Raw genomic sequence first — 26,501 nt, 5'->3', positions numbered from 1 at the left:
CGGAACGTAGCCTGCGCACATGGCAGGTGAGACTCTCTACGTGATCGACCGGATCGTCACGAATCCCGGATGCGGGCAGAAGTTCGTCGACGAATGGCGTGCCGGCTACCTGCCGAACGCCCGGCGACGCAGCCTGACCCTCGACAACATACTTGTCAGTCCGCCGTTGTGGTCCGAGTACGAACCCAACGTCGTGACTATCACGTGGACCGTCGACGGAGCCTCCGGTTGGTGGGCAATGACTCGTCTGAGTCGCGGCGACACCACGCTTCGGCAGTGGTGGGATGCCATGGAACCACTCATCTGCGAACGTAGCCGCACCATGGCGGCTGCTGCCGACGACGTCGAGGCACTGGCCGATGTATAACGTCACGAGGGTTGTTTTTGCTGCCGACAGCACGGACTCGGACGGTTGGGCGAATGCGGTGAACACCATTGCGGCAGTGGCAGAATCGTCGGGCGCAGTTCGCCATCTCGTCACCGCTACTCTGCCCGGCGCCATCAACGGCGGAGATCTGATCGTTTATCTTCAGTTCGCGAATGAAGCCGCGTGGCGAGCCGTTAGCGATTCCGTCGACGCAGAACTTCACCACGATGCCATCGAACGCTTTCACGGCGCCGAGTACGTTTCCGGAACCGAGGGTCGCTCGCGCGCCACGGGCCCGAACGGGGTGTATCGAGCGTTGCTGATTCGCGTTGAACCCACTACCTCCGAGGACGAAATCGAACGCTTCGAAAGCGACTTGCTGAAGATGCCCGGGCATATCTCCTCGATCGCTGCCTGGCGACTCAGTCGGGTGAGTGCGGCGACCGGCGCAACACCTGCACGTGACGAAGCGCCGTGGACCCATGTGTGGGAGCAGGAGTTCACCGACCTCGAATCACTGCAGACCCAATACCTCGATCATCCGATCCACTGGAGCGTCGTTGATCGATGGTTCGATCCCGAATGCACCGAAGTCATTGTGCGGGAAAGAATCTGCCATACCTTCGGCGAACTGGGCGACGAGATCCTATCGAGCGGCGGCTGATACCTCGCGGATCATCGCCCAAACTTTCTGGCGTGCCGGCTCTGTGAGCGACAATGACGGAATAGTGAGGAACCCGTGAAACAACCCGTCGAAGCGATGATGCTGCACGGGGACGCCGGCCGAGGCAAGCAGTTTCGCGTACTCGTCACCGGACGAGCACGGCGGATCCAGCTCGGCTGTCACGACAACAGCCGCGGGAAGATCGGCGAACGACTCTGTCCGAGTGGGTATCACCCGCACGTCATCTCGGCGTTCGGGAGCATATTGGTCCCAGTACCACTTCATGGCCGTGGTCGTGTTGTAGTGGTCGGTACCGTAGAGACGGTAGGACTCGGTGTCGAAATCGTCGTCGATCACCGGATAGATGAGAACCTGCGCCGCAACCGCCGGCCCCCCACGATCGCGAGCGGCGATGGCTACTGTCGCAGCAAGATTGCCGCCCGCGCTGTCGCCGGCAAGGACTATCTTGCTCGGGTCTGCGCCGTACTGTGCCGCGTGTTTCGTCGCCCACTCCAATGCGGCGTAGACGTCGTCGTGTGCTGCCGGCGCGGGGTACTCAGGGGCCAGACGATAATCGACGGAGACGACGACGGCGCCAACCCCTTCCGCCATGGACCGGCAGAATTCGTCATGGCTGTCCAGGTCACAGAACACGAAGCCTCCGCCATGAGCGAAGACGACCAGCGGTCCGGCGTCGGAGGAAGTGTGCGGGCGGTAGACGCGGATCGCCAGATCTCCACCGGGGCCCTCGATTGCGAGATCTTCGACCGTACGCAAATCGGGAAGCCGCTCCAACGGGGCGCGTCGATTCCGAAGCAGAGCGCGCAACTCCGACGGCTCGAAGCTGGTGACATCCGGAAATGCGGCGTTGAGCGTGGCCAGCATGGTGATGACTTCCGCGTGAATTGTCATGTGCACTCCTGATCTCGGACGTCGGGCATCCGCCAAGGTAGATCGCGCGCGGCCGAGTGAGAACACACCTTCCCGATCAGTGGTCTGTTTGGTTACGAGAAGTCGTGAGAAACGAAAAGGGAGACCACACCTCGTTGTGTGGTCTCCCTTTTCGATTCGGTTCAGCCGATCAGGCGTCAGCTCCTACTGCGAGCATCCACCTTGTCGTCATCGTCGTCGTGCTCGCCGGCAGCAAGCGCGATGTCGGAAGACTCGACGCCCCCATTCGGGCCTGTCTTCTCGAGGTCGACCGGTGCATCACCGGACGCAACCTCTTCGGCCTCAGGCTCTTGCGGTAGCGGTTTCTTGAGGCTCAGGATGATCGAGCCTGCCAAGACCACGATGATCACCGCGAGGCTGACCAGCGAGGGGATCTCGGGGATCGACGTGCTGATCACCTTGTGGCTGGCCTGCATGATCAGCTTCACGCCGATGAAGGCGAGGATGATCGACAGACCCTTGGAGAGGTAGTGGAACTTCTCGAGCAGACCCGAGAGCAGGAAGTACAGGGCACGCAGACCCAGGATCGCAAACGCGTTACTGGAGTACACGATGAACGGGTCGTCGCTCACTGCCAGGACTGCCGGGACGCTGTCGACTGCGAACACGAGGTCGGCGGCTTCGATGGCGACGACGACGGCGAACAGCGGTGTTGCGACGCGCTTTCCGGCTTCCTTGACGAAGAACTTGGTTCCCGCGTATTCCTCGCGAACCGGCATGATCTTGCGCAGCAGGCGAACTGCCAGCGACGTACCCGGATCGAAGCTCTCGTCGTCGTCCTTGAGCAGCTTGTAAGCGCTGTAGAGCAGGATGGCGGCGAAGACGAACAGGACGGCCGTGAACTTGCTGACCACGGCAACGCCGGCAGCGAGGAAGATTCCGCGGAAGATCAGGGCGCCGATGACACCGAAGAACAGCACACGGTGCTGGTACTCACGGGGCACCTTGAAGTAACCGAAGATCAGGGCGAACACGAAGAGGTTGTCGACCGAGAGGCTCTTCTCCAACAGCCAGGCTGTTGTGAATTCGACGCCCGAGTTCACCCCCAAGGTCAGGGTGACAACCACCGCGAACACGAGAGACAAACCGACCCAGAGTGCACTCCACCAGGCCGCTTCCTTGAAGCCGATGACATGCGCGCCGCGGTGGGCGAGCAAGTCGATGAGCAACATGACGACGATGACTGCGGCGAACGCGGCCCACGCCCACATGGGAACGTTCATCGCTGACCACCTACCCGAATGGCACTGATGACTGCGGTCACGGGGAGCTCCTTCACTGGGTTCGGACGGCCGTCTCGCCGTCTTCTCCAGTGTTCCTTGCCGACTTCTATCCATCCCTGTCGAAATATCGACGACTTTTGTATCTAAAGTTGCCGAGATCATGCAATCAAAAGGTGTTGCATCCGAAACCGCCGTTGGAAGGCAACTTGTTCTAGCCTGGCAAACATGAGCACCTCGTTGTACTACTCCGCCGTCCGCTCCACACCGCTGACCGACGACGAGAAGGCCGAAGTCGACCGACTCATCGCCGTCCACAACGACGAATTTCCGTTCGACTACGAGGTCCTGGACCTCTACCCGTCGGATATCCCCAACACTCTGCTCAACGGCTCGACCAAGATCTCGAGCGATCCGACCGAGGTGATTCCGTCACTCGTCTACTGGTTCAACGCACTGACCGAACTCCGGCGAGCGGTGCCCGACGCCGACTGGGACGTTTCACTCGACGACACCCCCGCAGATTGGGATGACAACTCCGGCTACTCGCTCCCCGGACTCGATGACATGCAGTAGCGAATCACGGCGCCGGCGCGATGGTGGCTCCGTAGCTCTCCAGTGCGATGAGGGCCAACTCCGTCGGCAGCCGACGCTGGTCGACGCTGCGACCCAGTAGCTTTTCGGCCTGATCGAGTCGATACCGCACGGTGTTCTTGTGCAGGCCGAGGGCTGCGGCAGTAGCGGCCGCGGTGCAGTTGTTCTCGTAGTAGACCCGGACGGTGTCACGGATGCGCGTCGTGACGCCGTCCGCGCCGGCCAGGCCTTTCAGTTCCCGAGCCACCAACTCACGCAGTTCGCCCAGATCTTCGGTGAGCAGACAGGGAACCTGAACATCCTCGTAGACGGTGATACCCGGCGAGCCCCCGGAACGGACCGCCACGCGCTGCGCGGCGAGCGCCTCGCGATGACTGCGAGCGAATCCTTCCATTCCGTAACCGCTCGCTCCCACTGCAACGCGAAGATCCGAATGCCGGGCATCAACATGTGACGCCCACTCCTGGCCGTCGAAATGCGCGACCCACGACCACAGCTCACGCGCGCCCGAAGGCAAAGTCAGAACACGCTCGCCATTGGACTCGTCCACAAAGGTACGGGCGTACGAGTCCAACCGCGCCAATACGTCTGCAGCCGGGTCGGTGTCGTCCGTCCAGAGAACAAACGCCGTGTGGTGGCGCCGCATCGGATAGTCCAGGATCCGGGACGCTTCGTCGGAGTGAAGGGCTTCGCCCGCGACAATCGCGTGCACCGTCTCGGACCGACGCGCAAAAGCGCCGCGCGCCAAGCTCTCCCGCTCCTTCGCGTACGTCGCGACCAACAATTCGGTGGTCACTTCCAGCCATCTCATCGCCGAACCCCACACTCGAACGAGAAGTGCGCGTTTGAGTTCCGGACCGATCGGGAGTGCCTCTATCGACTCGTCGACGAAACCCAGCATCGCGAGGCGTCCGGCGCCGTAGATCTTGAGCAGGACCCGAAGATCCATACCGCGCCGAGCGACGGTGAGTGCAAGCGCAACCGACTCCGCCGGCGGCGTGACCTCTTGGGAACCGCCCGCGATCGCCGCCACGATGACGCGGAGCTGCGCCGCGGTGCTCGCATCCACATCGCGTCGTAGCTCCCGATCAGCCGCTACCTCGGGATTGGCCTCGGCAATGGCGTCGTCGATGCGTTGGACGAAACCGTCGATCACCTCCGGCTGGAGATAGATGGGTGCGAGATTCGCAATCCAGCCGTCCAACTCCGATGTTTCCATGGCGCCTCCCCGAATTGTGACTTAGTCATAAATCTATCGCCTTGGTTCGGCCAACAAGGCCTATCTACCCAACTTCAACTGGTCCACAATCACATCTCACTGCAGTTTCACGTCGCTGCAGATTTACGTCACTGCAATCCCATCCCTCTAGTTTTTGGAGACGCTCGCGATATGAACAAGCCTTTCGACGGTCAGGTAGTGGTCATCACCGGTGGCGCCAGGGGCATCGGATACGCCACCGCGAAACGGCTCATCAGCCTGGGCGCGAGGGTCGCGATCGGCGACATCGACGAAGCCACTCTCGCGCAGGCTGCAAAAGATTTGGGCATCCGTACGTTCGGGCGTCTCGACGTCACCGACCCCGCGTCGTTCTTCGACTTCCTCGACACCGTCGAAGGTGAACTCGGCCCGATCGACGTACTGGTCAACAATGCGGGCATCATGCCGGTCGGACGGATCGTCGACGAGGACGACACCGTGACCAGACGCATCATCGAGATCGACGTCCTCGGCGTGATCACGGGAACCAAACTCACACTGCGACGGATGCTTCCACGCGGACGTGGACACGTCATCAACATCGCTTCGCTTGCCGGCGAACTCCCGTGCCCCGGTCTGTCGACGTACTGCGGCGCCAAGCATGCGGTGTTGGGCTTCACCGATTCTGTCCGCAAGGAAGTTCGTGGCACCGGAGTGAACGTCTCGTCCGTACTGCCGACGCTCACCAACACCCAACTCACTTCCGGGACTTCGGGAATGAAGGGTTTCCGTGAGGTTCAGCCGGAGGAAATCGCCGAAGCAATCGTCGGCTTGATCACCAAACCTCGACCACGCGTGCGCATTACGCGAGTGTCCGGACTGCTTGTCCAGGCACAGGGTTTCGTGCCCCGACGGCCTTACGAGGCATTGAGCCGACTGTTCGGCGTCGAGACGCAGTTTCTCGGCGACGTCGACACCGCGGCCCGTGCTGCCTACGAGGAACGGGCGCGCACCAGCTGATCAGGCCAGCTCCGTGGCCGGCCAGTCGAGCAACTTCGCGCCCAACACGGCAGCGTGGAGCGCGAAGCTGTCGTTGGGGTCGTTGACGTTCTGGCCGGTGAGTTCACGGATACGGTCCAAGCGGTACGTGACCGCCCGGACCGACAAGTGCAGGTCTCGGGCGGTCTTTGCCGTATTGCCGCCGGCGGAGAAGTACGCGAGCAGGGTGTCGATCATCGGCCCAGCGCCGCCGCGCGCCTCGAGCAGCGGCGTGAGCAGGGTGTGGATCAGGTCGGTGACCGCCGGCCTGTCGTTGACCAGAACGCGGTAGACCAGCAGGTCACGAGCATCGATGATCGGTGCGGTCAACGACAGGCGCTGCGCCAGGTCCAGTGCGTCGAGCGCCTCCCGGTACGACGCCACGACGCCCGAAGCGGTGGTGCGAGGGCGCCCGACAGCGATCTGCCAGGTGCCGTCCAAAGCACGCCGCTGCAACTGAACTCGCCCGTCGTCATCGGTTCCCGGTCCGAGAGCCGACCGAATACCCGCCAGCACGTGATCAACGGCATCACGGTCCGGCGCCGCGAAAACGACGACCAGTTTGCCGCTCTTGCTGGCAACCAACGCGTCGGCGTCACCCTTGCTGCCGAGCACGGCACGTTCGACGGCCCGCACCAAGGGATTGTCGTCGGTGAACTCGCGCGTCGCGGTCACGACCGCGACGGCATGCGGACCGCTGAGATGGAGCCCGAATCCCGAAGCACGACCTAACAATCCGACGACATCGGCTCCACCGGTCAACAGGTCGTCGACGAACTCACGGCGTGCCGATACCTGCGAGCGGACCAGAGAACGCCTGGCCAACTGAAATCCTTCGGCCAGTTCGGCGACGGCATCGTCGACGGCGCGGAGCATGACTTCGCCGGCCGAGACGACGGCAGTCGGATCCGATTGTGCCGCAATAACAGCGGGGAGCTCACGCCACAGGCGCCAAGCCGAGGAGAGATAAAGATCGAGCAGGGCTCGCAGGGCGACACCCTGCTGCGCCGCTTCTTCACCGCGGGCACGGAAACGATGCAGCTGACGACGCTGCAGCGGCTTCCCCTCGCATACGGCGACACTGAGCACGTCCAGGAAATCACCCAGCAACTCGACGGGTAGGCCACCGGCGTCGTCCGCCCCTGCCGCGGCTACCCGGGAAAGCACTTCTGTGGGTACTCCGGTTGCGTTCACCCCCCGCATTCTTCCACCACGTTCCGAAGGCGGGGGGACTGTCGTACCGGAACCGCTAGTCTTCGCCGACCAGGATGTGCGCGTAACTCACTCCGCCGGCTCCGATCATCTGCGCGAATCCGATCCGCGCACCGTCGTGCTGACGGACCCCGGACTGCCCACGAATCTGCTGAGTGATCTCGACGAACTGGGACAGGCCGGTCGCTCCACCGGGATGCCCACGGCCGATCAGTCCACCGCTGGGGCTGACCGCGACACGGCCTCCGATGTGGAAATCGCCGTCTGCCATCGCGAACGACGCCTTCCCTTCCGCCGCCAACCCGAGATCCTCGATGTACTGCAGTTCTTCGACGCTGAAAGCCTCGTGAACCTCTACGACGTCGACGTTGTCGGGGCGAATGTCGGCTTGCTCGTAGGCACGGGCGGAGACCCGCTTGGTCACACCGAGATCAGGCATGAACGCGGCAGCCCCGTGCCACTTGTCTGTCTCCGCTACGGCGGCAGCCACTCGGACTGCCCGACTGGCGTTCGCGAGTTTTCTGCTGGTGATGACGACTGCCGCTGCGCCGTCACCGATCGGGCAGGATTCGACGCGCCGGAGCGGATCCACCAGCATCGGTGCAGCTTTCAACTCGTCCATCGTCAATGCTTTGTTACGCTGCGCCATGGGGTTTCGGCTTGCATTGAAGAGGTTCTTCTCCACCACCAGGAGGCTGGCGTCGGCCGATTCGCCGTGTCGATGCATGCGGGCCTGCTTCATCAACGCAAACGGAACAGCAGGAACTGCCATGCCGGATACAGAAATCAAGTCCGGTTCACGTTCCCCTTCGGCAGCGCGGCTCATCAAGAGAGCACCTAGGCTTCCGACTCCGACCACCGCGGCAGTTTCCACCTGCCCCGATGCCACAGCAGCGCGGGCCTGCTCGAAAGCCGCTGTGCCGGTGGCTGATGCGTTCTCTACCGCAACAGCAGGAATCCCGGTCCACGCCATTTCGTGCAGAACCAGCGGAGCGGTCGACATTCCGGTACCGACGGCACCGACCACGAGCAGGCCGACTTCAGCCCAGTCCAGTCCGGAATCCCCGAGGGCCGCGTTCAACGCCTGTCCACCCTGAACATGTGGCGGTGTCGTCGTTTTGGAAACGAACGGCGTCATTCCGACGCCCGAGATGTATACCTCACGCATCGCGCGACTCCTTTTCGAAACCGTATGTCGTGAACAGTGAGTCTTCCGTGCCCGCACTCCGGGGAACAACGGAAACCACATCACCGATTCGAACGGGATCGGCACTGACTCCCAGAATTTCGATGTCGGCGTCACCGATACGCACCTGCGCGATGGTCACGGGAGGTTGCGCTCCGGCAATCGGAAATGCTGCAGTGCAATGCGATAAGACGGTACCGGACTCGGCCAGTTCGATCTGGGTCGCCGGGGCGTAGCACTTGGCGCAACGCTCACGGCAAGGGAAGCTGATGTTCTCGCACCGACTGCACTGCGAAGCCAGCAGTCTGATGCTCGTGCCTTCACATCGCAGGGCGGCATCGTCGAATGAAGGGTGCATTATTCGTCAGTCCTGTTCTTCAGACTCGTCGAGCCTGATCAGCCCAGTAGAGTTCTCGGAGATCCTTCTTGAGGACCTTCCCGTTGACGCTGCGCGGGAGTCGTTCGACGAAGTCGATTCGCTTGGGACTACGAACACCTCCGAGCTTGTTGCGGCACAGAGCAATCAGCTCGTCGGCACCTACTTCTGCGCCCTCGTTGAGCTCGACGACAGCGGTGACGGCCTCGCCCCATTCCGGGTCCGGAATGCCGATGACGGCACAGTCCTGCACAGCGGGGTGCGACCAGATCACCTGCTCGACCTCAGCTGGGAAGACGTTGAATCCGCCCGAGATGATCATGTCTTTCTTGCGGTCGGTGAGCGTCAGAAACCCTTCGTTGTCGAGGTATCCGATGTCGCCGGTGTGAAGCCAACCGTCACGTATGGTGTCGCCGGTCGCCTCGGGGTTGTTGTAGTACCCCTTCATGACCAGGTCTCCGCGTACGCAGATTTCGCCACGCTCACCGCTCGGAAGCGCGTTGTCTTCGTCGTCGCGGATTTCGACTCTGATCAACGGCGACGGCCGACCACAAGACAGCAATCGGGCGTCGTCGGCGATCTCGCCGTCGACAAAGTGCTGCTCGGGGCGCAGGAAACTGATGGAGCCGGGAGCTTCCGTCTGGCCGAAGCATTCGATCATCACCGGACCCAGAACCTTCAAGCACTTGCGCAGCTTCTCGGCCGACATCGGGGCAGAACCATAGAGGAAGTACCGCAGCGACGTGAGATCGTAGTTCGCCAGATCCGGATGTTCGATCAACCGGTAGATCACGGTGGGAGGCAGGAACAGGTCGGTGACGTTGTATCGGTCGATCGACTCGAGCAGGGTCTCCGGATCCGGCCGCTTCAACACGACGACGGCGCCGCCGCGGGCAGTTGCCGGCAGGGTCAGCATTCCGGCGGAGTGCGTCATGGGGGCAGCCGCGAGGTTGACCACCTTCTCGTCGGCGCGATAGTGCATGGCAAGCATCAGCTGCGCAACACACATCGAGAAGCTGCGGTGGGTGTTCATCACGCCCTTGGGAGCGCCTGTCGTACCGCCGGTCGGCGAAATCATCGCCACGGAATCCTGCGGAACGTCGACCCTCGGATGCGTCGACGGAGAATCGCCGAGCCAGTCCGTCAAAGCGCGGGCGTAGTCACGAACACACTCGGCGGCGTCCGCTTCTCCTTCGAGGCGGATGTACTGGATGCGGTCGCCGACTGCAGCGTGAATCTCGTCTACAGCTGCTGCAAGCGCAGGGTGATAGAAGAGAATCTCGCAATCGAACTGGTTGACGAATCCGATGCTGTCCGTGATCGGACTGTTCGGATTGAGAGGCACCCAGGTTCCACCGGCACGCCAGGCAGCGATGACGCATAACCACGCCGCTGGATCATTGGGAGAGAGAACGCCGATCTTCGTTTCCGGCTTCATTCCGTCTCGCAGCAACGCGTTCGCGACACGACAGGACAGCGAACCTGCTTCTTCGAACGTCCAGTCGACGTCGCCGTGACGATATGCGATGGCAGCGGGATCGACGCTCCACCCTTGGTCGAAGAAATCGGAGAGGGCCATGGGAAACCATTCCTTCCTTCCTGCGGGCCGCAGCGTCCCAGGAAGTTGTCAGTAACTGTTTACATCTCGGCGAAACGTAAGCTCCCCCGGCCGACCTGTCAACCATCGACAACTGCAAAACTGTTGCACAACAACAGAATAGAGCTAACAGTCGAACAGACTCAGCAGAATCATCCCGTCTCGTACACTAAACCATACGCCATTAGGTTTACCGAAGGCGCATGCGTTGACCATTTAACCGAACTGCGTTAGATTAACCGATGTGACTTGAGGCACATCGATTCAGTGTCGACTCGAAAACTGCTGCTGGTGAACATCACCCGAGCGCACAAGCCAAGTCACACCCGCAACCACCCCTTCCGACTAAGGAACACGATGGCTTCAGCACGCGAACTGATCGATGCGTCTCCACTCAGCAGACTCCAAATACGGGTAATCCTTCTGTGCACGCTGGTCAACATGGCCGAGGGATACGACATCCTTTCGATGTCACTCGCCATACTGCCGATCACGGACGACTGGGGAATATCCGGCACCCAGTCCGGCATGCTTTTCAGCGCCGGCCTCATCGGCATGGCGGTCGGCTCGATCGCCTTGGGACCGGTCGGCGACCGATACGGGCGCCGCCCCCTGCTGATCGGTTCGCTGGTCGTCATCACAGTCGGTCTTCTACTGTCCGCAGCGAGCGGCGACGTCACACAACTTGCGCTTGCGCGTCTGCTGGCCGGCGTCGGTATGGGCGGCATCATCCCGAGTTCGCCGATCATCGTCGGCGAGTACGCACCTGCACGCAAGCGCTCGACGCTCATCGCGCTGTTCGCGATCGGCATTCCACTCGGGGGTGTACTCGGCGGCGCCGGAGCAGCGGTGCTGATGTCGACGTACGGCTGGCACTCCGCATTCCTGCTCGGCGCGGTCGTCACGGCAACAATGGCGGGTGTGGCCTATTTCGGAATCCCAGAATCGCCGGACTTCCTCGCCGCCAAGGGAACCGAGTCGTCGCGAAAGAAGCTGGACGAACTGATTTCCAAGATGAAACTGACCGGAGTCCCGGTCACGGGTAATCACACGACACCTGTGCGGCGGTCACCGAACGTCTCCGGATCGGCTCACCTGAAGTCCTGGGCCCTGGCGACGACATGCATCGTCTTCGGCCTGGTCAACATCGCATACTTCTTCGGCAATACCTGGACACCGAAACTTCTCAAGCTTGCCGGCATGTCCAACAACGCCGGAATCAGTGGTGGACTGATGTTCTCGCTCGGCGGCGCGCTCGGAACGCTGGTCTTCGCCGGCCTGGCCCTTCGATTCGCCTCGATGTGGATCACCATGGGCTTCATCCTCGCCGGCTCGCTACTGTTCGGCGTCCTCGCTCTGGTCTCGACTCAACTCAGCCCCGCGCTGGTGGCGTCAGCTCTGCTCGGGCTGTGTATGACCGCGGCCTACACCGGCCTGTATGTCATGGTGCCGATCCTCTTCCGCCCCGAAGCACGTGTCTCCGCTCTCGGAATCGCAGCGGGACTCGGCCGCATCGGAAGTATCGTGACGCCGTTGGGGATCGGTCTACTCGTCGACCGATCCTGGACGACGGAATCCATCTTCTTCCTCTTCGTCGTACCGACCCTGCTCGCCGCCGCAACGATCGCATACGCGCAGGTTCGCAATACCAAGGAATCAGTCGCCCTTGCCGTCGACGGCGAAAAGGCATCTGTACCTGCCGCTTGATCAGATCGAGTTATCCACCTGGTCGGCGTGAAGAACCCCGTAGAGGAAACTTCGCATCATCTGTTCGTACAACTGCCTGGGCGTACGTTGATTCGACTTCAGCGCGGCGTCGAGGACCGGGTGGGCAATTCGATCTACGTTGGCAAAAACGGCGGAACGCTTGGCCTCGGGCCTCATCGCCTCAGTGAGGGTGACACCCAAGGTCAGCTTCTCGAGGCCGTCGAGGATCTGAACATGCAGCCGCACAGGAACTCCCGAACCCTCGAGGTAATCTGCTGCAGCCTCGAACATGTCAGTCACGAGGTCTCGCGGAAGAAACTGCAACATCACCGGCGCGGCATTGCGGTGACGCAGAATCACATCCCGAAAGTTCAAGCCGTACGCGACAACCCAGTCCTGCCAATCACCTGACGCGGGCTGACGCGGAATCCTGGTCTCGAACACGATTGCTCGCGCAACCTCCGTCAAAATCTCGTTCTTGTCGGAGAAATGGTGATACAACGACGGAGCTTTGACGTCGAGGTACTTAGCCAGACGCGGAAGGCTGAAAGCGTCCAAGCCCTCGGCATCGATAATCGAGATTGCTGCGGCAACTGCGGTGGTTCGGCTGATCAACGGTTTCGACGGTCGAGCCATGTCGCTCTTCACTCCTGATTTGCTCGGCGTCCGAAGATCGTACAAGCACCGATCGGAAGGTCAGGACAAGCGCATCGAACCCGTGTCGATGTACCGCTGATGGAACGAGAATGCCTCGCCCAGGATGTGCGGCGTCTGCCCCGCGCCCGGCTGAGCGTCGGCGCGAGCGATGTAATCGCGGAGCAGTGGCCGGAACTCCGGGTGAGCACAGTTGTCGACGATCAGGCGCGCGCGTCGCCGCGGAGACAGACCGCGCAGATCGGCCAACCCCTGCTCGGTGACCAACACCTGAGTGTCGTGCTCGGTGTGGTCGACGTGCGGAACCATCGGAACGATCGCCGAGATCTCACCCCCGCGGGCCGTCGACGGGCTCAGGAACATGGACACGTAGCCGTTACGAGCGAAGTCTCCCGAGCCGCCGATTCCGTTCATGATCTTCGTCCCCATGACGTGCGTCGAGTTCACGTTGCCGTAGATGTCGGCCTCGAGCATGCCGTTCATGGCGATGATTCCGAGTCTGCGCACCACCTCTGGGTGGTTGCTGATTTCCTGCGGACGGAGCGTGATGTGGTTGCGGTAGAAGTCGATGTTCGCGGTCAGTTCTTCGATGCCCTCGTCGGTGAGCGCCAAGGCCGTCGACGACGCATGCGCGACGGTTCCGTCCTTGATCAGCTTGAGCATCCCGTCCTGGATGACCTCGGAGTAGCAGGTCAGGCCGCGGTACGGCCCCCGATCGAGACCGCCGAGCACCGCGTTGGCAACATTGCCGATGCCTGCCTGCAGCGGAAGCAAGGTATCCGCCGGCATCCGTCCGGCGCGCACCTCGAAGTCGAAGAATTCCAGGACGTGGCCGGCGATCGCCTCACTGACGGCGTCGGGTGCAGTGAGAGGGCTCGCGCTGTCTCGGCAGTCGGTCTCGACAACGGCGACAACCTTCGCGGGATCCACTCGGAATGTCGTCTGGCCGATCCGGTCTTCGACGCGGGTGATCTCGAGAGGCTTCCGATGCGGCGGCAACGCGGTGCCGTAGTAGACGTCGTGGATGCCTTCCATCGCCTCGGGCACCCAGGAGTTGACTTCGAGAATGACCTTGTCTGCGACGTCGAGCCACGTCTTGTTATTGCCGATCGACGCGGAGGGAATCAGTTCACCTGATTCGGTGATACCGGCGACTTCGACGACCGCGACGTCGACGTTGCCGTAGTAGCCCTCCCACACCTGCTGAGCAACGTGGGAGAGATGGATGTCGACGTAGTCCATGCGACCGTCGTTGATGCGGCGACGCGCGGTGGCCTCGGACTGATACGGCATACGCAGCGCGATTCCGTCGACCTCGGCGAGCAGCCTTTCGGTCTCGGTGGACACCGAAGCACCGGTCAGGAGATTGATCGTGAAGTTCGATCCGTTGCCGCGGGTGTGGTGAATGCGCTCGGCCAGTGCCGGAATGATCACCTTGGGAGTACCGGCGCTTGCGAAACCGCTGATCGCGACCGTGTCGCCGGGGTGAATGAACTTCACAGCGTCGGACGCGGCCATCACCTTCGACGCAAAGGCTGTGGCGCGAATGCGGCTGGAGGTGGCTTTATGTCCGGTTTCACCGAAGGTTGAACTCACGCCACCAGGATAAACAGGGCACATCGGAGCGATTTACGGGGATAACCCAGACAGAATCGCTCCGACGTGCTATGCGCTCGGGTCAGCTGACGACGCCGTAGGCGCCCTCGCCGACCAGGCTTGCAATTCGATATTTCTGAATCTTGCCCGAGCCGGTCAGAGGAAATGCTTCTGCACTGAACCACTCCTTGGGTGCTTTGTGGCGTGCCAGTCGCTCGGTGCAGAACTCGACCAGTTCGGCTGCGGTCGGCTGGTCGGACTCGTCTTTCCACCTGATGACGGCAACCACCCGCTCGCCCCACACCTCGTCGGGCACACCCACGACCGCCACATCGAGGATCTTCGGATGCGTGAAGATCACGGACTCGACCTCTCGCGGATAGATGTTCTCCCCGCCGCGGATGATCATGTCCTTGAGCCGGCCGGTCACCCGGACGTATCCACGGTGATCCATCGTCCCCAAGTCGCCGGTATGCAACCAACCGTCCTTGTCCACGGTGGCGGCCGAAGCCTCCGGGTTGCGGAAGTATTCGGTCATGACGAGGTACCCGCGCGCGCAGATCTCACCTTGTTCGCCGAGTGGCACGCTGTCCCCGGTCACCACGTCGGAAATCTTCACCTCGACCTGCGGCAACGCGAGACCGACCGTCTCCGATTTGTCTTCAGGGGTGTCGGCGGGGCTGGTCTGCGTGATCACGGGGCTCGCCTCGGTTTGTCCGTAAACGATGCTGAACCCCGCACCGAAGGCCGATTCCACCGTGCTCACGAGTTCGGGCGGGACCGACGACCCACCCGACACGACCACCGAACAGGCCGAGAAATCGCGGCTCGCGAAGCTGGCGTCGTTGATCATCGCGATCAGCATCGTCGGAACTCCACTGACCACGTCGGCCCGAAAGCGTTCCGCCGCATCGAGAACCGCAGTCGGATCGAAATACTGGATCAGACCGATGGACATTCTTCGCTGTGCGGCGCCGAGGACCAGGATGCCGCACCCAGCGGTGTGGAAGAGCGGCATCGCCGAGACCACCGAACCCCGTTCGGGGAATTGACCTCTCCGACTGACGAAATCGGCATTGTTGACCAGTCCTCGGTGATGCAGCAGCGCACCTTTGGGAACTCCGGTGGTTCCCGACGTGTACTGGATCTGCGCATTGTCGTCAGGAGAGACTTCCGGCAGTGCGCCCCGTTCGCCGGCCCAACCTCGAACCTGACGATCCCAGTCCTCGAAGTTCACTGCCAGAACTTCTGCTCCCGCAATCGAAATCGCCTCGGATGCCACCGCCGCCATGTCACCGCCGCGAAACTTTCCGGTGTGGAACAACCCGCGGGACTGGGACTGCGACAAGACGTACGCCAACTCCTCGGCGCCCAACGCCGGATTGGCAGTCACCAGAACCATTCCGGCGAGCGCGGCGCCGTACTGCAGAATCATCCACTCCGGAATGTTCGGAGCCCAGACCGTTATCCGGTCGCCGCGGTCGAACTGCGACAAGAGGTAGTGCGCGCACCCCTCCGCTTCACCCAGGAGTTCCGCAAAGGTCCAGGTGCGATCCGTCTCGGAGGCACCGGACAACGAATGCGATTGCGTCGGAACCACTTCTCGGATTGCAATCAGGTTCGGCGAGTCCGCGGCGCACTCTCGGAGCAGCCCGCCGACCGTTTGTTCCACTATCGGGTCCGACACGTCCGCGGGGAAGTACGACGTTTCGAGAACACTGCTCATCTCACATCCACTTTCTTTTCGGAAGGGGTGTCGGATTCGGGAAGCGGCCCGCCTCCGTCTGGAATCTTGCGGCCGGAATCGCGGTACTGCACCGCGGCGTGAAATCCGTCGCGTTCGGCAAAATCCTTGAACCAGCGCCCTTCCGGCGAGTGACGCGTAATTCCGTCGAACAGGGTTGCCAGTACCTGGGTGCCCTGCAACCCCATGTTGTCGTACGCCTGATTGATCATCATCTTCTGCATTGCCAATTGATTGAGCGGGACACCGGCGATGCGATCCGCCAACGCCTCCACCGCAGCGTCCAGTTCGTCGGCCGGCACCGATTCGAGCGCCAATCCCCAATCGGCGGCGGTGACACCGTCAATGGTGTCTCCCGTCAACAACATTCGCTTGGCGCGTTGCGCCCCGAGGCGGTACACCCACATAGCTGTGGTCGGGCAACCCCAGACGCGAGCAGGCGGGTATCCGATGCGGGCGTCGTCAGCCATGATCAGCATGTCGCAGGACAGCGCAATATCGCTTCCGCCTGCGACTGCATGACCCTGAACTTTGCAGATGGTCGGCTTGAGCGATCGCCAGAGGGTGAAGAAGTCATCGGTGTTCTGCTTCATGCCCCGAAAGTCCTTGATGGGGTCCCACACCGGGCCTTGATTCCACTTTCCGTCGAGATCTCCTTCGGCGAACTTCTTGAGGTCGTACCCGGCGCAAAACGCCTTGCCTGCGCCTTGCAAGATGATCACGCGAACGTCGTCGTCGTCATTGGCCGCCGCAACTGCATTTCGGATGTCCGACGGCATCCGATCGTCGATTGCGTTGAGCCGATCGGGGCGGTTCAGGGTGATGTACGCCTTACCACCAGAGGTCTCGTATTTCAGGGTCGCAAAATCTGTCATCATCGGTCCTGTCGATCGAGCGCATCTCGAACGAAACGAGTTGCGCTAGTTCTGGGTGAGCAGCAGGCGAACGACGCCCGCCCATTGACTGATCGAACGACGCGCAGAGGCATCGCTCTTGTGTACCGCCCGGGACAACGCCAAACCACGGAGCATCAGCACGGTTAGATCTGCAATTTGCGAATAGTTCTCGGAAGCAACAATTTCAGGCCCGAACGCGTCATGGACAACTCGCTGCAAATCCCGCCCGGCGACGCGCTCCGATTCGCGGAGAACCTCCGCCAACACCGGATCCGTCCGAGCCGCCGACCACAGTTCGAGTTCCGCTTGGAACGGCGGCTGAGTCAACGCCGAATACAAAGCGGAGATCGAATTCTCGATCGTATCCACCGACGGGTCTTGTCGAGACATCGCCGACCTCACCGCCGCCTCGTTCCGCACGACGATATTCGACACCAACGCGGCAGTGAGCTCCTGCATATTCGGAAAGTGGTGCAGGAGAGCGCCCCGACTGACTCCGGCAGCCGTTTGAACCGACTGCGTCGTCAACGACGAATACCCGTCCGCTATCAGTAAATCCGTTGCCGCATCGAGAATCCGGTGGCGCGTGGCTTCGCGCTGCGCGTCACGCAGGGTCACGGTCACACCTCCAGTCTCTCGAGTGGCATGGCTCACAGTTTCACAGTCCATTCAGACTGTCAACGGTTGAAGACCTCCGGCGTACCCTCGATCCACCGGACCTCGGACTGATCGGAGCAACAAGTGAGAACCTCACCGCCGACCGTCTCGCTGACGCTCGATCAACTTGCCTCACGCGCCGCTTCACTGATCACCGACAACGGCCGATACATCCTCGGCATCGCGGGAGCCCCTGGAGCCGGGAAATCGACGGCTTCACAGGCAATTGCGCAGAAACTGGACTCACTGTGCACCGTCGTCGAGATGGACGGCTTTCACCTTGCCAATCGGGAACTCGACCGACTCGGCAGGCGTGGACAAAAAGGCGCTCCGGAAACTTTCGACGCCGACGGATACGCGGCGCTTCTACACCGCCTCCGATCGGCAGACTCCATTGTGTACGCACCCGTCTTCGATCGCGAGATCGACGAATCAATCGGCAGCGCAACCGCTGTCGAGCCTCGAACACCGTTGATCGTCACCGAGGGAAACTACCTCCTCCTACCAAACGGCAGCTGGCCACAAGTACGAGCGGCGATCGACACCGTCTGGTACCTCGAGGTTCCGGAGGCGACACGCACGCAGCGGTTGGTGAAACGCCACAGCCGCTTCGGGAGGAGTTCCGAAGCGGCCGCGGACTGGGTGAGGCGGGTGGATCAACCGAACGCCGACGTAATCGCAGCGGCCAGGTCACGTGCGGATCTGATCGTGGAGATCCGCACGTGACTGCCAAAGTTCGGCAGCTCCCCACACTCACCCGTCATCCAACTGAACGGCGAAGACTACGGTAGTTTGGATTAAAAACCCTGGTCAAGTCGATTTCAGATCTCCATACATACGTACGTATGGATCCTCTTTCGCCATCATCCTCGGGGCAACAAACTCTACCGCTGGTCGTCGCCGTCAGTTTGTCTCCTCAGTGAAACTCGACAGTTGCGCAGCAAACAGATTCAGTACGTTTGCGGGTTATTCGTTCGGTGAAAGGATCCCGGTGAATCAGTCCACTGACCCACTCGGTCGTCCCGGCATTGAAAACGGTTCCGAGACCGCGCTGATGTGTCGCCACCATTCCCGAACCGTATTCGAACTCGCGCAGATGCTCGGGGAGTTCTCTCCCATAGGCACTTTCGAAGATTCCCGACAACTCGGCGAAGGGCACACCAATCGGAGCGGTGCCGTTCCAGTTGTCCCGTGACCCCGATACTGCCGGCGCCATTGCGATGATTTCCAGATCCTCTGGTGCACCGTCGACACCGGTGGCGTACGGCAGACCCTTCCTGAACGTGTAGTCCGCACCGTCCATTGCGAAAGCAGCAATACAGACCGGCGCGATTCCGAAGTTGTCACCGTAATACAGGTCGGTTCCGTTCAATGCCCAATGATCGGGCCGGTATACGGTAAAGCCGCCGGATGACCTCGGAGCTGTTGCACCGTAACGGTTGTACACCCCCGCCATCGCGGTCAAACCCATCGTCCACGCGCCCGGCCGATCAATCTCGGGGGAATCCCATGCCGTGGTGACGCGGGTGGGGTCTACTTCTCGTATGGGATCGTCGAAGGGGTTCTTGTAACAAATCTGCGCGTCACCTTCGATGCGTACCTGCCACAGGAAGTTCCCGCCGAATCGCGCCAGGCCGCCTCCTCCTTCGACAAATGCGTCGAGACGATCACGCATTTCCCACGACCAGTACTCGTCGTGACCGACGACGACTGCACACGAATATCCGCGCAGCGCTGAAGGATCCTCATGTAGGTCGTGCTGGGTGATGTGGTGTACGAGAAACGCTTGCTCCTCCGCCCACACCGTGAACGGGCGTTCGTACGTCGCCCAGAATGCGTCGGCGTGATGGCGCGAGTATCCGTTCACCCAGGCCCATTCGTACGGCGGGTGCCGCGGAACCCATCCGATTCCCGGCATATCGGTGTGAATGTTTCGCGCTGCACCTTCGGGTTTGCGCAACATCCCGCGCGCGATGGGACGCTGCGTCGACGAAATCGGTGTCGCCACGTCGCCGAAACCGTCCGGGGCACCACGGAAATTGTTGGCTCCGCCCCAGTCGTTGTAGGCCAACATCGTGCTCGTGGTGTGGATGAGGACCATGTCAGCGTGCTCGGGTTCACGTGCCTTGACAATGAAGAAGCCCTCACGTTCGACGACCACACCTTCGTGGCGCATTCGAACCAGGATCAGGTACATCCCCGAAGCCCAATTCGGTGCAACGGTGAAGGCAACGGATTCCGACCAATCACACCCGTTCGCATAGGCGTCGTCGGGCGTCGACTGTTGTTTGCCTGGTAGCCCGATGTACTTGACGATGCTCTGTGGGCGCGCGCCGTCACGGACCACCTCGATGTCGTATTCGTCAGCGGTGGTGTGCACGCGCACCGAGACGGTATCGCCGGCGAAGTAGGAGAACTTGTCTGCGTAGACCCAGATCTCGGGTGCTCCCGGAATCATTCCCGGCCGTTCGACCAAACCACCAGTGGCCGACCACGCGGCAGCAGCACCCGCGCGACGTGGACGGGTTTTCTCTCTCATGGGTAACTCCGTGGATCGTCGTATTTAGGCGCATGGACTGTGAATGAGGGTGCCCGAGGTCGACCGAATTTCACTCGAAGTTGTCCCGGTGTTCTACGAGAGTGCCGAAACGTTTCGGCATAGTCAATAGCTCTGATGAAACGATTCGGCGCAATTCCTTCGACTGAACAATCGTCCGCCAGGTTCCCCCTGCCGAAACGATTGGGCGTTACTCTTGAGTAGAAACCGCCCAGCAACTAGAGGACGCGACCCCGATGATCACGCCGAACGTCCCGACGCTTCGCGATGTCGCGACAGCCGCCGGCGTCGCCGTGTCCACAGTTTCCTACGCACTCAACGGCAAGGGCAGAGTCGACTCTGCCACCCGGGCGCGTGTTCAAGAGGTTGCGGATCGCTTGGGTTACCGAGCCAATCGGTCGGCACAAAACCTTCGCTCGGGTCGAACCGCCACCCTCGGGTTGATGCTCCCGGCCCCGGACGAGCCTTCCTCGGCCGAGTGCCTCAACTTCGACTGGTACGGCCGTGTGGCGACCGCCGCCACACAGGCAGCGTTCCACGCCGATCACTCACTCCTGTTGTTGCCGTCGATGAAAGACCCGAACGGACTGCGTCGCATCGAGATGGACGGTGTGATCGTCGTCGACCCGATGATGCACGACCCTCGCGTCGACATCTTGAAGAAACTCGGAATACCTTCTGTCGTAGTGGGTCCCGGCAACCCTGAGCAATTCGGATGGAGTATTTCGCCGGATCTCTTCGCCACGACCGAAACGCTCTTGAACCACCTCACCGAACAGGGCGCAACGGATATCCTTGTCCTCAATCCCGGAATGGATTCGGCATGGACTCGCGCAACGACCATCGCTTACCTCGAATGGTGCCGCATCCACGGCGTGTCGCCCCGAGCCACGGACGACCTGGCGTCGTTCGAGGGCGTCAATTCCGTCGAACAACTCGTCTCCGCGGCATACGGGGCGACTCACAAAGCACTGACATCCGAGAATCCCCCTGACGCGATCCTCTCGGTCATCCTCGGTTGCGCCCCCGCCGCTGCACGAGCGGCGCTCGATCTCGGCCTGTCAATTCCCGGAAGTATCTTGATCGCCCAGGACAGTGACGAGCCCGCTCTACTGATCTCCGATCCCCCGATCACCGCCGTCGACTTCTTCCCCGAAGAACAAGCAGCTTTGGCGGTGGATGCACTGCTCGCCCTGATCGACGGTGACGAACCCTCTGCGCCGACCCACACCCGTAGCGAACTACGAATACGAGCAAGCACCGCAAATTCGCTCACCCCATGAATTCACTCGGCACCGATAGACTGATTTCCTGACAATCGTCCGTCGCAGACCGAGAGGAATCAAGCCATCGCGCACCGCTCCCGCGACCGCTTGGCCAGGTACCTCGCCGTAGCGCTCGTCTGCATCTTCACGCTCGTGATCTCGGTCGCCAGCGCCACCGGTCTCGACCGCGATGTCCCTGCGGTACGCATCGCTTACGCCGCTGCCGCAGATACTTTCGGCGATCTGTATCTTCCACCCGGATCGGACGGCGACCTGCCAGTCGTCGTATTGATCCACGGCGGCGGCTGGGCGCAGAAGAGCAATCTGGAGTACGCGGGCGCGTGGGCAAAAACGCTGACCCCCTACGGAATTGCGGTCTGGAACATCGAATACAGACGTATAGGTGGGCAGGGCGGTTGGCCGACTACTCTCTCCGATACCGTTGCGGCGACCAACGCGCTTGCCGGCATCGTTCAGGAAAAGGCCTCCGGGCGACTGGATTTGGGTCGCGTGCACATCGCCGGATACTCCGCGGGCGGACAACTGGCCGCGTGGGTCGCGTCGCGACCACAACAGGACACGGATGCTCCCGCGCCTGACCTCACCGTGCCGATTCGTTCGGCGACGATCATGGCCGGCGTCTTCGACATGACACTCGCCGCAACCGCGGGCAAAGATCGATTTGTTCGAAATCTTCTGGGCGGCATGCCGGTCGATCACCCTGACCGTTACCGCATCGCGTCACCGATCGAACATCTCCCCACCGGGCTCCCCGTCACGGCGATCCACGGACTCGGCGACAAGGTCGTGTCGGTCGAACAGAGCCGGCGCTATGCCCGTGCCGCACGAGCAGCAGGCGACGTGGTCGATCTGATCGAACTACCCGGCGTCGGCCACGGCGACTTCGGAAACCCGACAACCAACGCCTGGGCTATCACCAAGCAAGCAATAATCGATCACGTAAACACTCCTTGAGCAGGTGAAACCGCCTACTGTGAGCATGATCGCCCGCAAAAGGATTAGCTGAAACCAACTCCATGACGTACGGTGGGGTTATCAGAGGGCAGCCGTCAGTCAGGCAGCCGGTCGCTTCGCCCGGAACGACAGTTCCAATATTCGTTCCAGGGGCAGACTTCCAGTTCGGTGCAAATCCGCGCCTTTGATCACTACGCACTTTCATCAGTCCCGCAGATTGTTGACCAGGCCGAAGGCTCCGACAGAGTCCGCCGCCAATCGCGTACCGACTGCACCAGTATCAACATGCGCTACACACCGCACGGGTCCAAAACCCTTGCGGTTCAAAGGAATACCTTGTACAACACCATGATTCACCCCGACGACACGAACAACCAGACGAACAGTGTCCCGACAAACGGACTACGGATCCCGACCAATTCGGGCCGTCTCCGCGAACGGGCTCTCGAAATTGTCTGCACGCTCTACCGCTGCAGCACCGACGAAGCCGCCGACCTGCTGGTACGACATTCTCAGACCAACAACCTCAAGGTCACCAGCCTGATCAAGGCGCTTGTCGCCTTGATCGACGAGGACACCTCCGGCACCGGCTACGGAAGCAACAACGCGCTGGCGTCTCACTTCTGGCTTCGCGAGATCAGGAATCTCAGCCAGGCCCACCGACGCAGCGATCACTTTCACCGCCATCTCGTCGGCGCGTAACAGTCGCTGAACGACAACTGACCTGAAACGACAGCTGGGGCAGTACACGGAAATCGTGTACTGCCCCAGCTTCGTTTCGGCAGTCAGGCGGAAGCCGATTCCTTGTTCAGGTCCTGCCGGACGTCGTCGGTATCCGTCGCCTCGTCCACATGCTGCGGAGCGAAGAGCAGGCAGACGATGCTCAGGATGCACATGCCGATCAGCAGTGCGATGACCGGCCAGATGCTGCCCGTTGCCTTGTACATCAGCGTCGAGATCAGCGGAGACAATCCGCCGAAGATCGCGCCGGCACCCTGGTACGCCAACGAGATACTTGTGTAACGAGCCTGCGGCTTGAACATCTGCGAGAGAACGGCGGCGATCGGACCATACGTGGCAGCAAGCACCAGTCGCATGACCGCAAACGTCAGGAAGATCAGGAACACGGATCCGGACTTCAGCACCAGGAACTGCGGCGCTGCGAGTATTGCGACCGCAGCAAGACCCCAGATGACCACGCGGACGCGCCCCACCTTGTCGCCGAGCCACGCAACTCCCAGGGTCGCGATCAACTCGACCACTGCAGCGACACTGAGCGCGTTGAGAATCAGCGTCTCCGACAAGCCGACGTCGGGGTCGGTTGCGTATGCCGTGATGAAGGTCGTCACGAGGTAGTAGCCGCCGACTGCGACCGGCAGAATGCCGATACCAAGGATGATCGGACGCCAGTTGGTCACCAGCGCGTACTTGAGCGGCAGCATCTCCGGAACGTCCGCGGACTTCACCTCGGACTCGAAGACCGGGGACTCCTCGACCTTCAGGCGAACGACCAAGCCGACCAGAATCAGCAGTGCCGAGCAGAGGAACGGCAGACGCCAAGCCCACTCGCGCAGAGCGTCGTCGCCGAAGGTGGAGAGAATGCTGAAGAAACCGGTGGCAAGAAGGGCGCCGGCCGGGTTGCCCAGCTGAGCGAATCCGCCGTAGAAGGTCTTCTTGTCCTCGGGAGCATGCTCGACGGCCATCAGGACTGCGCCACCCCATTCGCCGCCAACGGCGAAGCCCTGGACGAAGCGGAGCACGACCAGCAGTAGCGGCGCCCAGAACCCGATCGACGCGTACGTGGGCAACATGCCGATGAGGAATGTTCCTGCACCCATCAGCGTCAGGGTGACAACAAGAGCGGTGCGTCGGCCCATCTTGTCACCGACATGGCCGAACACGATTCCACCAAGGGGGCGGGCGAAAAACCCGACGGCGTACGTCGCGAACGCCGCCGCAACGCCGGTCAGGCGATCGGTTCCGGGCGGGAAGAAGATGTCACCGAACACCAGGGCGGCTGCCGTGGCATAGACGTAGAAGTCGTACCACTCGATGGTTGTACCGACGAAGGCTGCAAATCCCGCCTTGCGGGCCTTCACGATCTGTTGCTCTCGGTTCATTACTTTTCCTCGGTGGTCGAAGTGCTCGACAATAGGTGGTTATGACCTGAATGTGCGAGTTCGCCGTCGATCCAGGTCTCCCGGACCTCGATCTGCGCAATCGCGTCGGCCGGAACCTCGAGGAGATCCGCGCCCAGAATCACGAAGTCGGCCCGCTTGCCGACCGAGATGCTGCCAAGTTCCGCTTCACGGCCCAGCGCACGCGCGCCGTTGAGCGTGTGAGCCTGCAGTGCCTGGTCGGCGGAGATGCGGAGTGCATCGGAGCCGAGCTGATGGCCCTGACGTGTCACACGAGTGACGGCTGCCTGAATTGCCTCGAGCGGCTTGGGCTCTGCGACCGGGGCGTCGGAGCTGATGGTCACGGGAACATCGGCAGCGATGAACTCCCCGAGCGGGTTGAACCGCTCGCCCGGAGTGCCGATCGCCGCGGTGACGCCCTCACCCCAGTTGTAGTAATGCTGCGGCTGGTTCACCGGGTAGACACCGGCCAGGTTCATCCGGGCGATCTGCTCGGCCGTCGGGAGTCCGCAGTGCTCGATGCGGTGACGCGCGTCGGCGTCGGGGTGAGCCTTCTGCGCTGCTTCGATGGCGTCGAGCACCATGTCGATGGCGGTCGGCGACTGCGCGTGCGTGGCGGTCTGCAGACCCACGGAGTGTGCCTTGGCAATGAGCTCCGAGTAGTCCGCCGGCTCATGGTAGAGCTGCCCGGTGCGGCACGGGTCGCCCACGTAGCCGTCGGGGAAGTATGCGGTCCAGCCGCCGAGAGTGCCGTCGGCGTAGAACTTGATGCCGCCGAACGCGAGCCGCGAATTGCCGAAGGCGCCATGCATTCCCGTGTCGATGACGTGATCGAGGAGATGGCTGAGCATGTACATGCTGACGCGCGTCTTGAGCTGATCCTGCTCGGCCAGACGCAGGTACATGTCGAATTCACGACGCGTCACCTGGCAGTCACCGATGGTGGTGACGCCGCCGGCCAGGAACTTGTCCTGAGCGACCGACAGCTGGCGAAGGTGCTCTTCCGGCTCGTCCTCGAGATGGAAGTTGGGTCCGTGATGGCCGACCTTCACACCGTTGACACCGGTGAGGATGTTGCACGCGGCGTCGGACAGCTCGCCCGTCAACTCGCCGTCTGTGTCTCGGAAGAACTCGCCACCGGCCGGGTTCTCAGTGCTCGCATCGATGCCGTGCTTGTCGAAAGTGAAGGAGTTGACGACGCCGCCGTGACCGCTCGCGTTCATGAGGTAGACCTCGCGATCAGTGGCAACCTGATCGAGCTCTTCCTTGAGCGGATGACGCCCTTCGATCAGGTTGCGGTGCTCATAGCCGTATCCGCGAATCGGGACACCTGCAGGAGCTGTGAGTGCCGCTTCCTGAAGCAGGGCAATGATTCCGGGAATCGAGTGCGCCTTCTCCGGCCCGCAGTCCACCCAGCTGAGCATCTGTCCGTACATCAACGGGTGTGCGTGCGGATCGACGAATCCGGGGACGACGGTGGCGCCGTCGAGTTCGACCACCGCGGTCGTGCGAGTGCTCAGGCGTCGCGCCTCCGTGCGGCATTCCTCGAGTGTCCCCACCGCGGCAAAGCGGTTTCCGAACACCAGGAACGCTTTGGCTCCCGCCGTGCTGTCGTCAACGGTGTGGATCTTGGCGCCGGTGAAGATCGTGGCGGTGGCGTCGAGCGGCGAGGCTTCGTGCGTGTGCAACTTGCGCATGGTGGTCCTTCGTCGAGATGGTGGTGCAGGTCACTGCGTGTTGAGCGAAAACTACGCCCTGACCTGGAGCTATGCAATGCATCAAAGTTTCAGACCAGGTGGTACACAACTTTTTTGTACAAGTTTTCGAGCATTTCTGCACTTATCCACATCATCTATGCCCACATGCGACTGTTCTAATAGGAAGCTCATACAGAAAAATCTCTGGAAAA

At 61.5% G+C, this 26,501-nt stretch carries 24 protein-coding genes; 9 read left to right on the top strand and 15 right to left on the bottom strand.

What is annotated here, in order from left to right; genetic code table 11:
- Positions 1–19: 19 nt before the first annotated feature.
- Together AC1DWA_RS11045 and AC1DWA_RS11040 are read left to right on the top strand one after the other, a co-directional pair.
- Positions 20–367, top strand: coding sequence for a hypothetical protein (locus AC1DWA_RS11045; RefSeq protein ID WP_019745797.1), 348 nt, complete (start codon positions 20–22; stop codon positions 365–367).
- A complete protein-coding gene (locus tag AC1DWA_RS11040) occupies positions 360–1,031 on the top strand; it encodes a Dabb family protein (protein ID WP_019745798.1) in 672 nt (223 codons plus the stop codon). Before AC1DWA_RS11045 ends, AC1DWA_RS11040 begins: the two co-directional genes overlap by 8 nt.
- On the opposite strand, the gene AC1DWA_RS11035 is transcribed toward AC1DWA_RS11040, so the two are convergent.
- Positions 1,014–1,943 carry an alpha/beta hydrolase gene (locus AC1DWA_RS11035; protein ID WP_020971152.1) on the bottom strand — a complete coding sequence of 310 codons (930 nt, stop codon included), beginning with the start codon at positions 1,941–1,943 and terminating at the stop codon, positions 1,014–1,016. The genes AC1DWA_RS11040 and AC1DWA_RS11035 overlap by 18 nt on opposite strands.
- A gap of 176 nt (positions 1,944–2,119) precedes the next feature.
- Positions 2,120–3,205, bottom strand: a complete 1,086-nt coding sequence (locus AC1DWA_RS11030; protein ID WP_019745800.1) for a TerC family protein — start codon at positions 3,203–3,205, stop codon at positions 2,120–2,122.
- 225 nt (positions 3,206–3,430) lie between these two features.
- On the opposite strand from AC1DWA_RS11030, the gene AC1DWA_RS11025 reads away from it, so the two are divergent.
- Positions 3,431–3,778, top strand: a complete 348-nt coding sequence (locus tag AC1DWA_RS11025; RefSeq protein WP_020909514.1) for a hypothetical protein — start codon at positions 3,431–3,433, stop codon at positions 3,776–3,778.
- 4 nt (positions 3,779–3,782) lie between these two features.
- On the opposite strand, the gene AC1DWA_RS11020 is transcribed toward AC1DWA_RS11025, so the two are convergent.
- A complete protein-coding gene (locus tag AC1DWA_RS11020) occupies positions 3,783–5,015 on the bottom strand; it encodes a PucR family transcriptional regulator (protein ID WP_019745802.1) in 1,233 nt (410 codons plus the stop codon).
- Positions 5,016–5,186: 171 nt separating this feature from the next.
- On the opposite strand from AC1DWA_RS11020, the gene AC1DWA_RS11015 reads away from it, so the two are divergent.
- Positions 5,187–6,014 (top strand): SDR family oxidoreductase, encoded by an 828-nt coding sequence (locus tag AC1DWA_RS11015; RefSeq protein ID WP_477846028.1) that lies wholly within the window; start codon positions 5,187–5,189, stop codon positions 6,012–6,014.
- On the opposite strand, the gene AC1DWA_RS11010 is transcribed toward AC1DWA_RS11015, so the two are convergent.
- From AC1DWA_RS11010 to AC1DWA_RS10995, 4 genes are read right to left on the bottom strand one after another with little or no spacing between them, the layout of a single operon-like run.
- The gene (locus AC1DWA_RS11010) at positions 6,015–7,226 is read right to left on the bottom strand and encodes a PucR family transcriptional regulator (protein ID WP_021345888.1); all 1,212 of its coding nucleotides are present in this window, start codon (positions 7,224–7,226) and stop codon (positions 6,015–6,017) included. It lies immediately after the preceding gene.
- 55 nt (positions 7,227–7,281) lie between these two features.
- On the bottom strand, positions 7,282–8,412 hold the full coding sequence (locus tag AC1DWA_RS11005) for a thiolase family protein (protein ID WP_003942932.1): 1,131 nt from the start codon (positions 8,410–8,412) through the stop codon (positions 7,282–7,284).
- Positions 8,405–8,788 carry a Zn-ribbon domain-containing OB-fold protein gene (locus AC1DWA_RS11000; protein WP_020971157.1) on the bottom strand — a complete coding sequence of 128 codons (384 nt, stop codon included), beginning with the start codon at positions 8,786–8,788 and terminating at the stop codon, positions 8,405–8,407. The genes AC1DWA_RS11005 and AC1DWA_RS11000 overlap by 8 nt, the downstream gene beginning before the upstream one ends.
- 19 nt (positions 8,789–8,807) lie before the next feature.
- Positions 8,808–10,385, bottom strand: a complete 1,578-nt coding sequence (locus AC1DWA_RS10995; protein WP_060937810.1) for an AMP-binding protein — start codon at positions 10,383–10,385, stop codon at positions 8,808–8,810.
- A gap of 375 nt (positions 10,386–10,760) precedes the next feature.
- On the opposite strand from AC1DWA_RS10995, the gene AC1DWA_RS10990 reads away from it, so the two are divergent.
- Entirely contained in the window at positions 10,761–12,110 is a 1,350-nt protein-coding gene (locus AC1DWA_RS10990) for an MFS transporter (protein WP_477846027.1), read from the top strand.
- On the opposite strand, the gene AC1DWA_RS10985 is transcribed toward AC1DWA_RS10990, so the two are convergent.
- From AC1DWA_RS10985 to AC1DWA_RS10965, 5 genes are read right to left on the bottom strand one after another with little or no spacing between them, the layout of a single operon-like run.
- Positions 12,111–12,746, bottom strand: a complete 636-nt coding sequence (locus tag AC1DWA_RS10985; RefSeq protein WP_031333860.1) for a TetR/AcrR family transcriptional regulator — start codon at positions 12,744–12,746, stop codon at positions 12,111–12,113.
- A gap of 60 nt (positions 12,747–12,806) precedes the next feature.
- On the bottom strand, positions 12,807–14,384 hold the full coding sequence (locus tag AC1DWA_RS10980; protein ID WP_202022764.1) for an acetyl-CoA hydrolase/transferase family protein: 1,578 nt from the start codon (positions 14,382–14,384) through the stop codon (positions 12,807–12,809).
- Between the two features lie 58 nt (positions 14,385–14,442).
- Positions 14,443–16,086 carry an AMP-binding protein gene (locus tag AC1DWA_RS10975; RefSeq protein ID WP_021331694.1) on the bottom strand — a complete coding sequence of 548 codons (1,644 nt, stop codon included), beginning with the start codon at positions 16,084–16,086 and terminating at the stop codon, positions 14,443–14,445.
- Entirely contained in the window at positions 16,083–16,979 is an 897-nt protein-coding gene (locus AC1DWA_RS10970; RefSeq protein ID WP_241840798.1) for a crotonase/enoyl-CoA hydratase family protein, read from the bottom strand. The genes AC1DWA_RS10975 and AC1DWA_RS10970 overlap by 4 nt, the downstream gene beginning before the upstream one ends.
- Positions 16,980–17,024: 45 nt before the next feature.
- Positions 17,025–17,624, bottom strand: a complete 600-nt coding sequence (locus AC1DWA_RS10965; RefSeq protein ID WP_021331692.1) for a TetR/AcrR family transcriptional regulator — start codon at positions 17,622–17,624, stop codon at positions 17,025–17,027.
- Between the two features lie 117 nt (positions 17,625–17,741).
- Here AC1DWA_RS10965 and AC1DWA_RS10960 point away from each other — a divergent pair, with 117 nt between their 5' ends.
- Positions 17,742–18,383 (top strand): nucleoside/nucleotide kinase family protein, encoded by a 642-nt coding sequence (locus tag AC1DWA_RS10960; protein WP_020909520.1) that lies wholly within the window; start codon positions 17,742–17,744, stop codon positions 18,381–18,383.
- Positions 18,384–18,573: 190 nt separating this feature from the next.
- Here the strand turns inward: AC1DWA_RS10960 and AC1DWA_RS10955 are convergent, their stop codons facing one another.
- Positions 18,574–20,196 (bottom strand): N,N-dimethylformamidase beta subunit family domain-containing protein, encoded by a 1,623-nt coding sequence (locus AC1DWA_RS10955; RefSeq protein ID WP_477846026.1) that lies wholly within the window; start codon positions 20,194–20,196, stop codon positions 18,574–18,576.
- A gap of 254 nt (positions 20,197–20,450) precedes the next feature.
- On the opposite strand from AC1DWA_RS10955, the gene AC1DWA_RS10950 reads away from it, so the two are divergent.
- The 3 genes from AC1DWA_RS10950 to AC1DWA_RS10940 all read left to right on the top strand — a co-directional run bounded on the left by AC1DWA_RS10950 (position 20,451) and on the right by AC1DWA_RS10940 (position 23,156).
- Positions 20,451–21,497 carry a LacI family DNA-binding transcriptional regulator gene (locus tag AC1DWA_RS10950; protein WP_021331689.1) on the top strand — a complete coding sequence of 349 codons (1,047 nt, stop codon included), beginning with the start codon at positions 20,451–20,453 and terminating at the stop codon, positions 21,495–21,497.
- A gap of 90 nt (positions 21,498–21,587) precedes the next feature.
- Entirely contained in the window at positions 21,588–22,454 is an 867-nt protein-coding gene (locus tag AC1DWA_RS10945; protein ID WP_080910325.1) for an alpha/beta hydrolase family protein, read from the top strand.
- 336 nt (positions 22,455–22,790) lie between these two features.
- The gene (locus AC1DWA_RS10940) at positions 22,791–23,156 is read left to right on the top strand and encodes an ANTAR domain-containing protein (protein WP_029537179.1); all 366 of its coding nucleotides are present in this window, start codon (positions 22,791–22,793) and stop codon (positions 23,154–23,156) included.
- Positions 23,157–23,239: 83 nt separating this feature from the next.
- Here the strand turns inward: AC1DWA_RS10940 and AC1DWA_RS10935 are convergent, their stop codons facing one another.
- Together AC1DWA_RS10935 and AC1DWA_RS10930 are read right to left on the bottom strand one after the other, a co-directional pair.
- Positions 23,240–24,574 (bottom strand): MFS transporter, encoded by a 1,335-nt coding sequence (locus tag AC1DWA_RS10935; protein ID WP_047888248.1) that lies wholly within the window; start codon positions 24,572–24,574, stop codon positions 23,240–23,242.
- On the bottom strand, positions 24,574–26,289 hold the full coding sequence (locus tag AC1DWA_RS10930; RefSeq protein WP_477846024.1) for an amidohydrolase: 1,716 nt from the start codon (positions 26,287–26,289) through the stop codon (positions 24,574–24,576). The genes AC1DWA_RS10935 and AC1DWA_RS10930 overlap by 1 nt, the downstream gene beginning before the upstream one ends.
- Positions 26,290–26,501 lie beyond the last annotated feature (212 nt).

This window comes from Rhodococcus sp. P4_F3_2 (genome assembly GCF_056401335.1).
The sequence above is the reverse complement of the archived record's forward strand: the minus strand, read 5'-3'. Positions and strand labels throughout refer to the sequence as shown.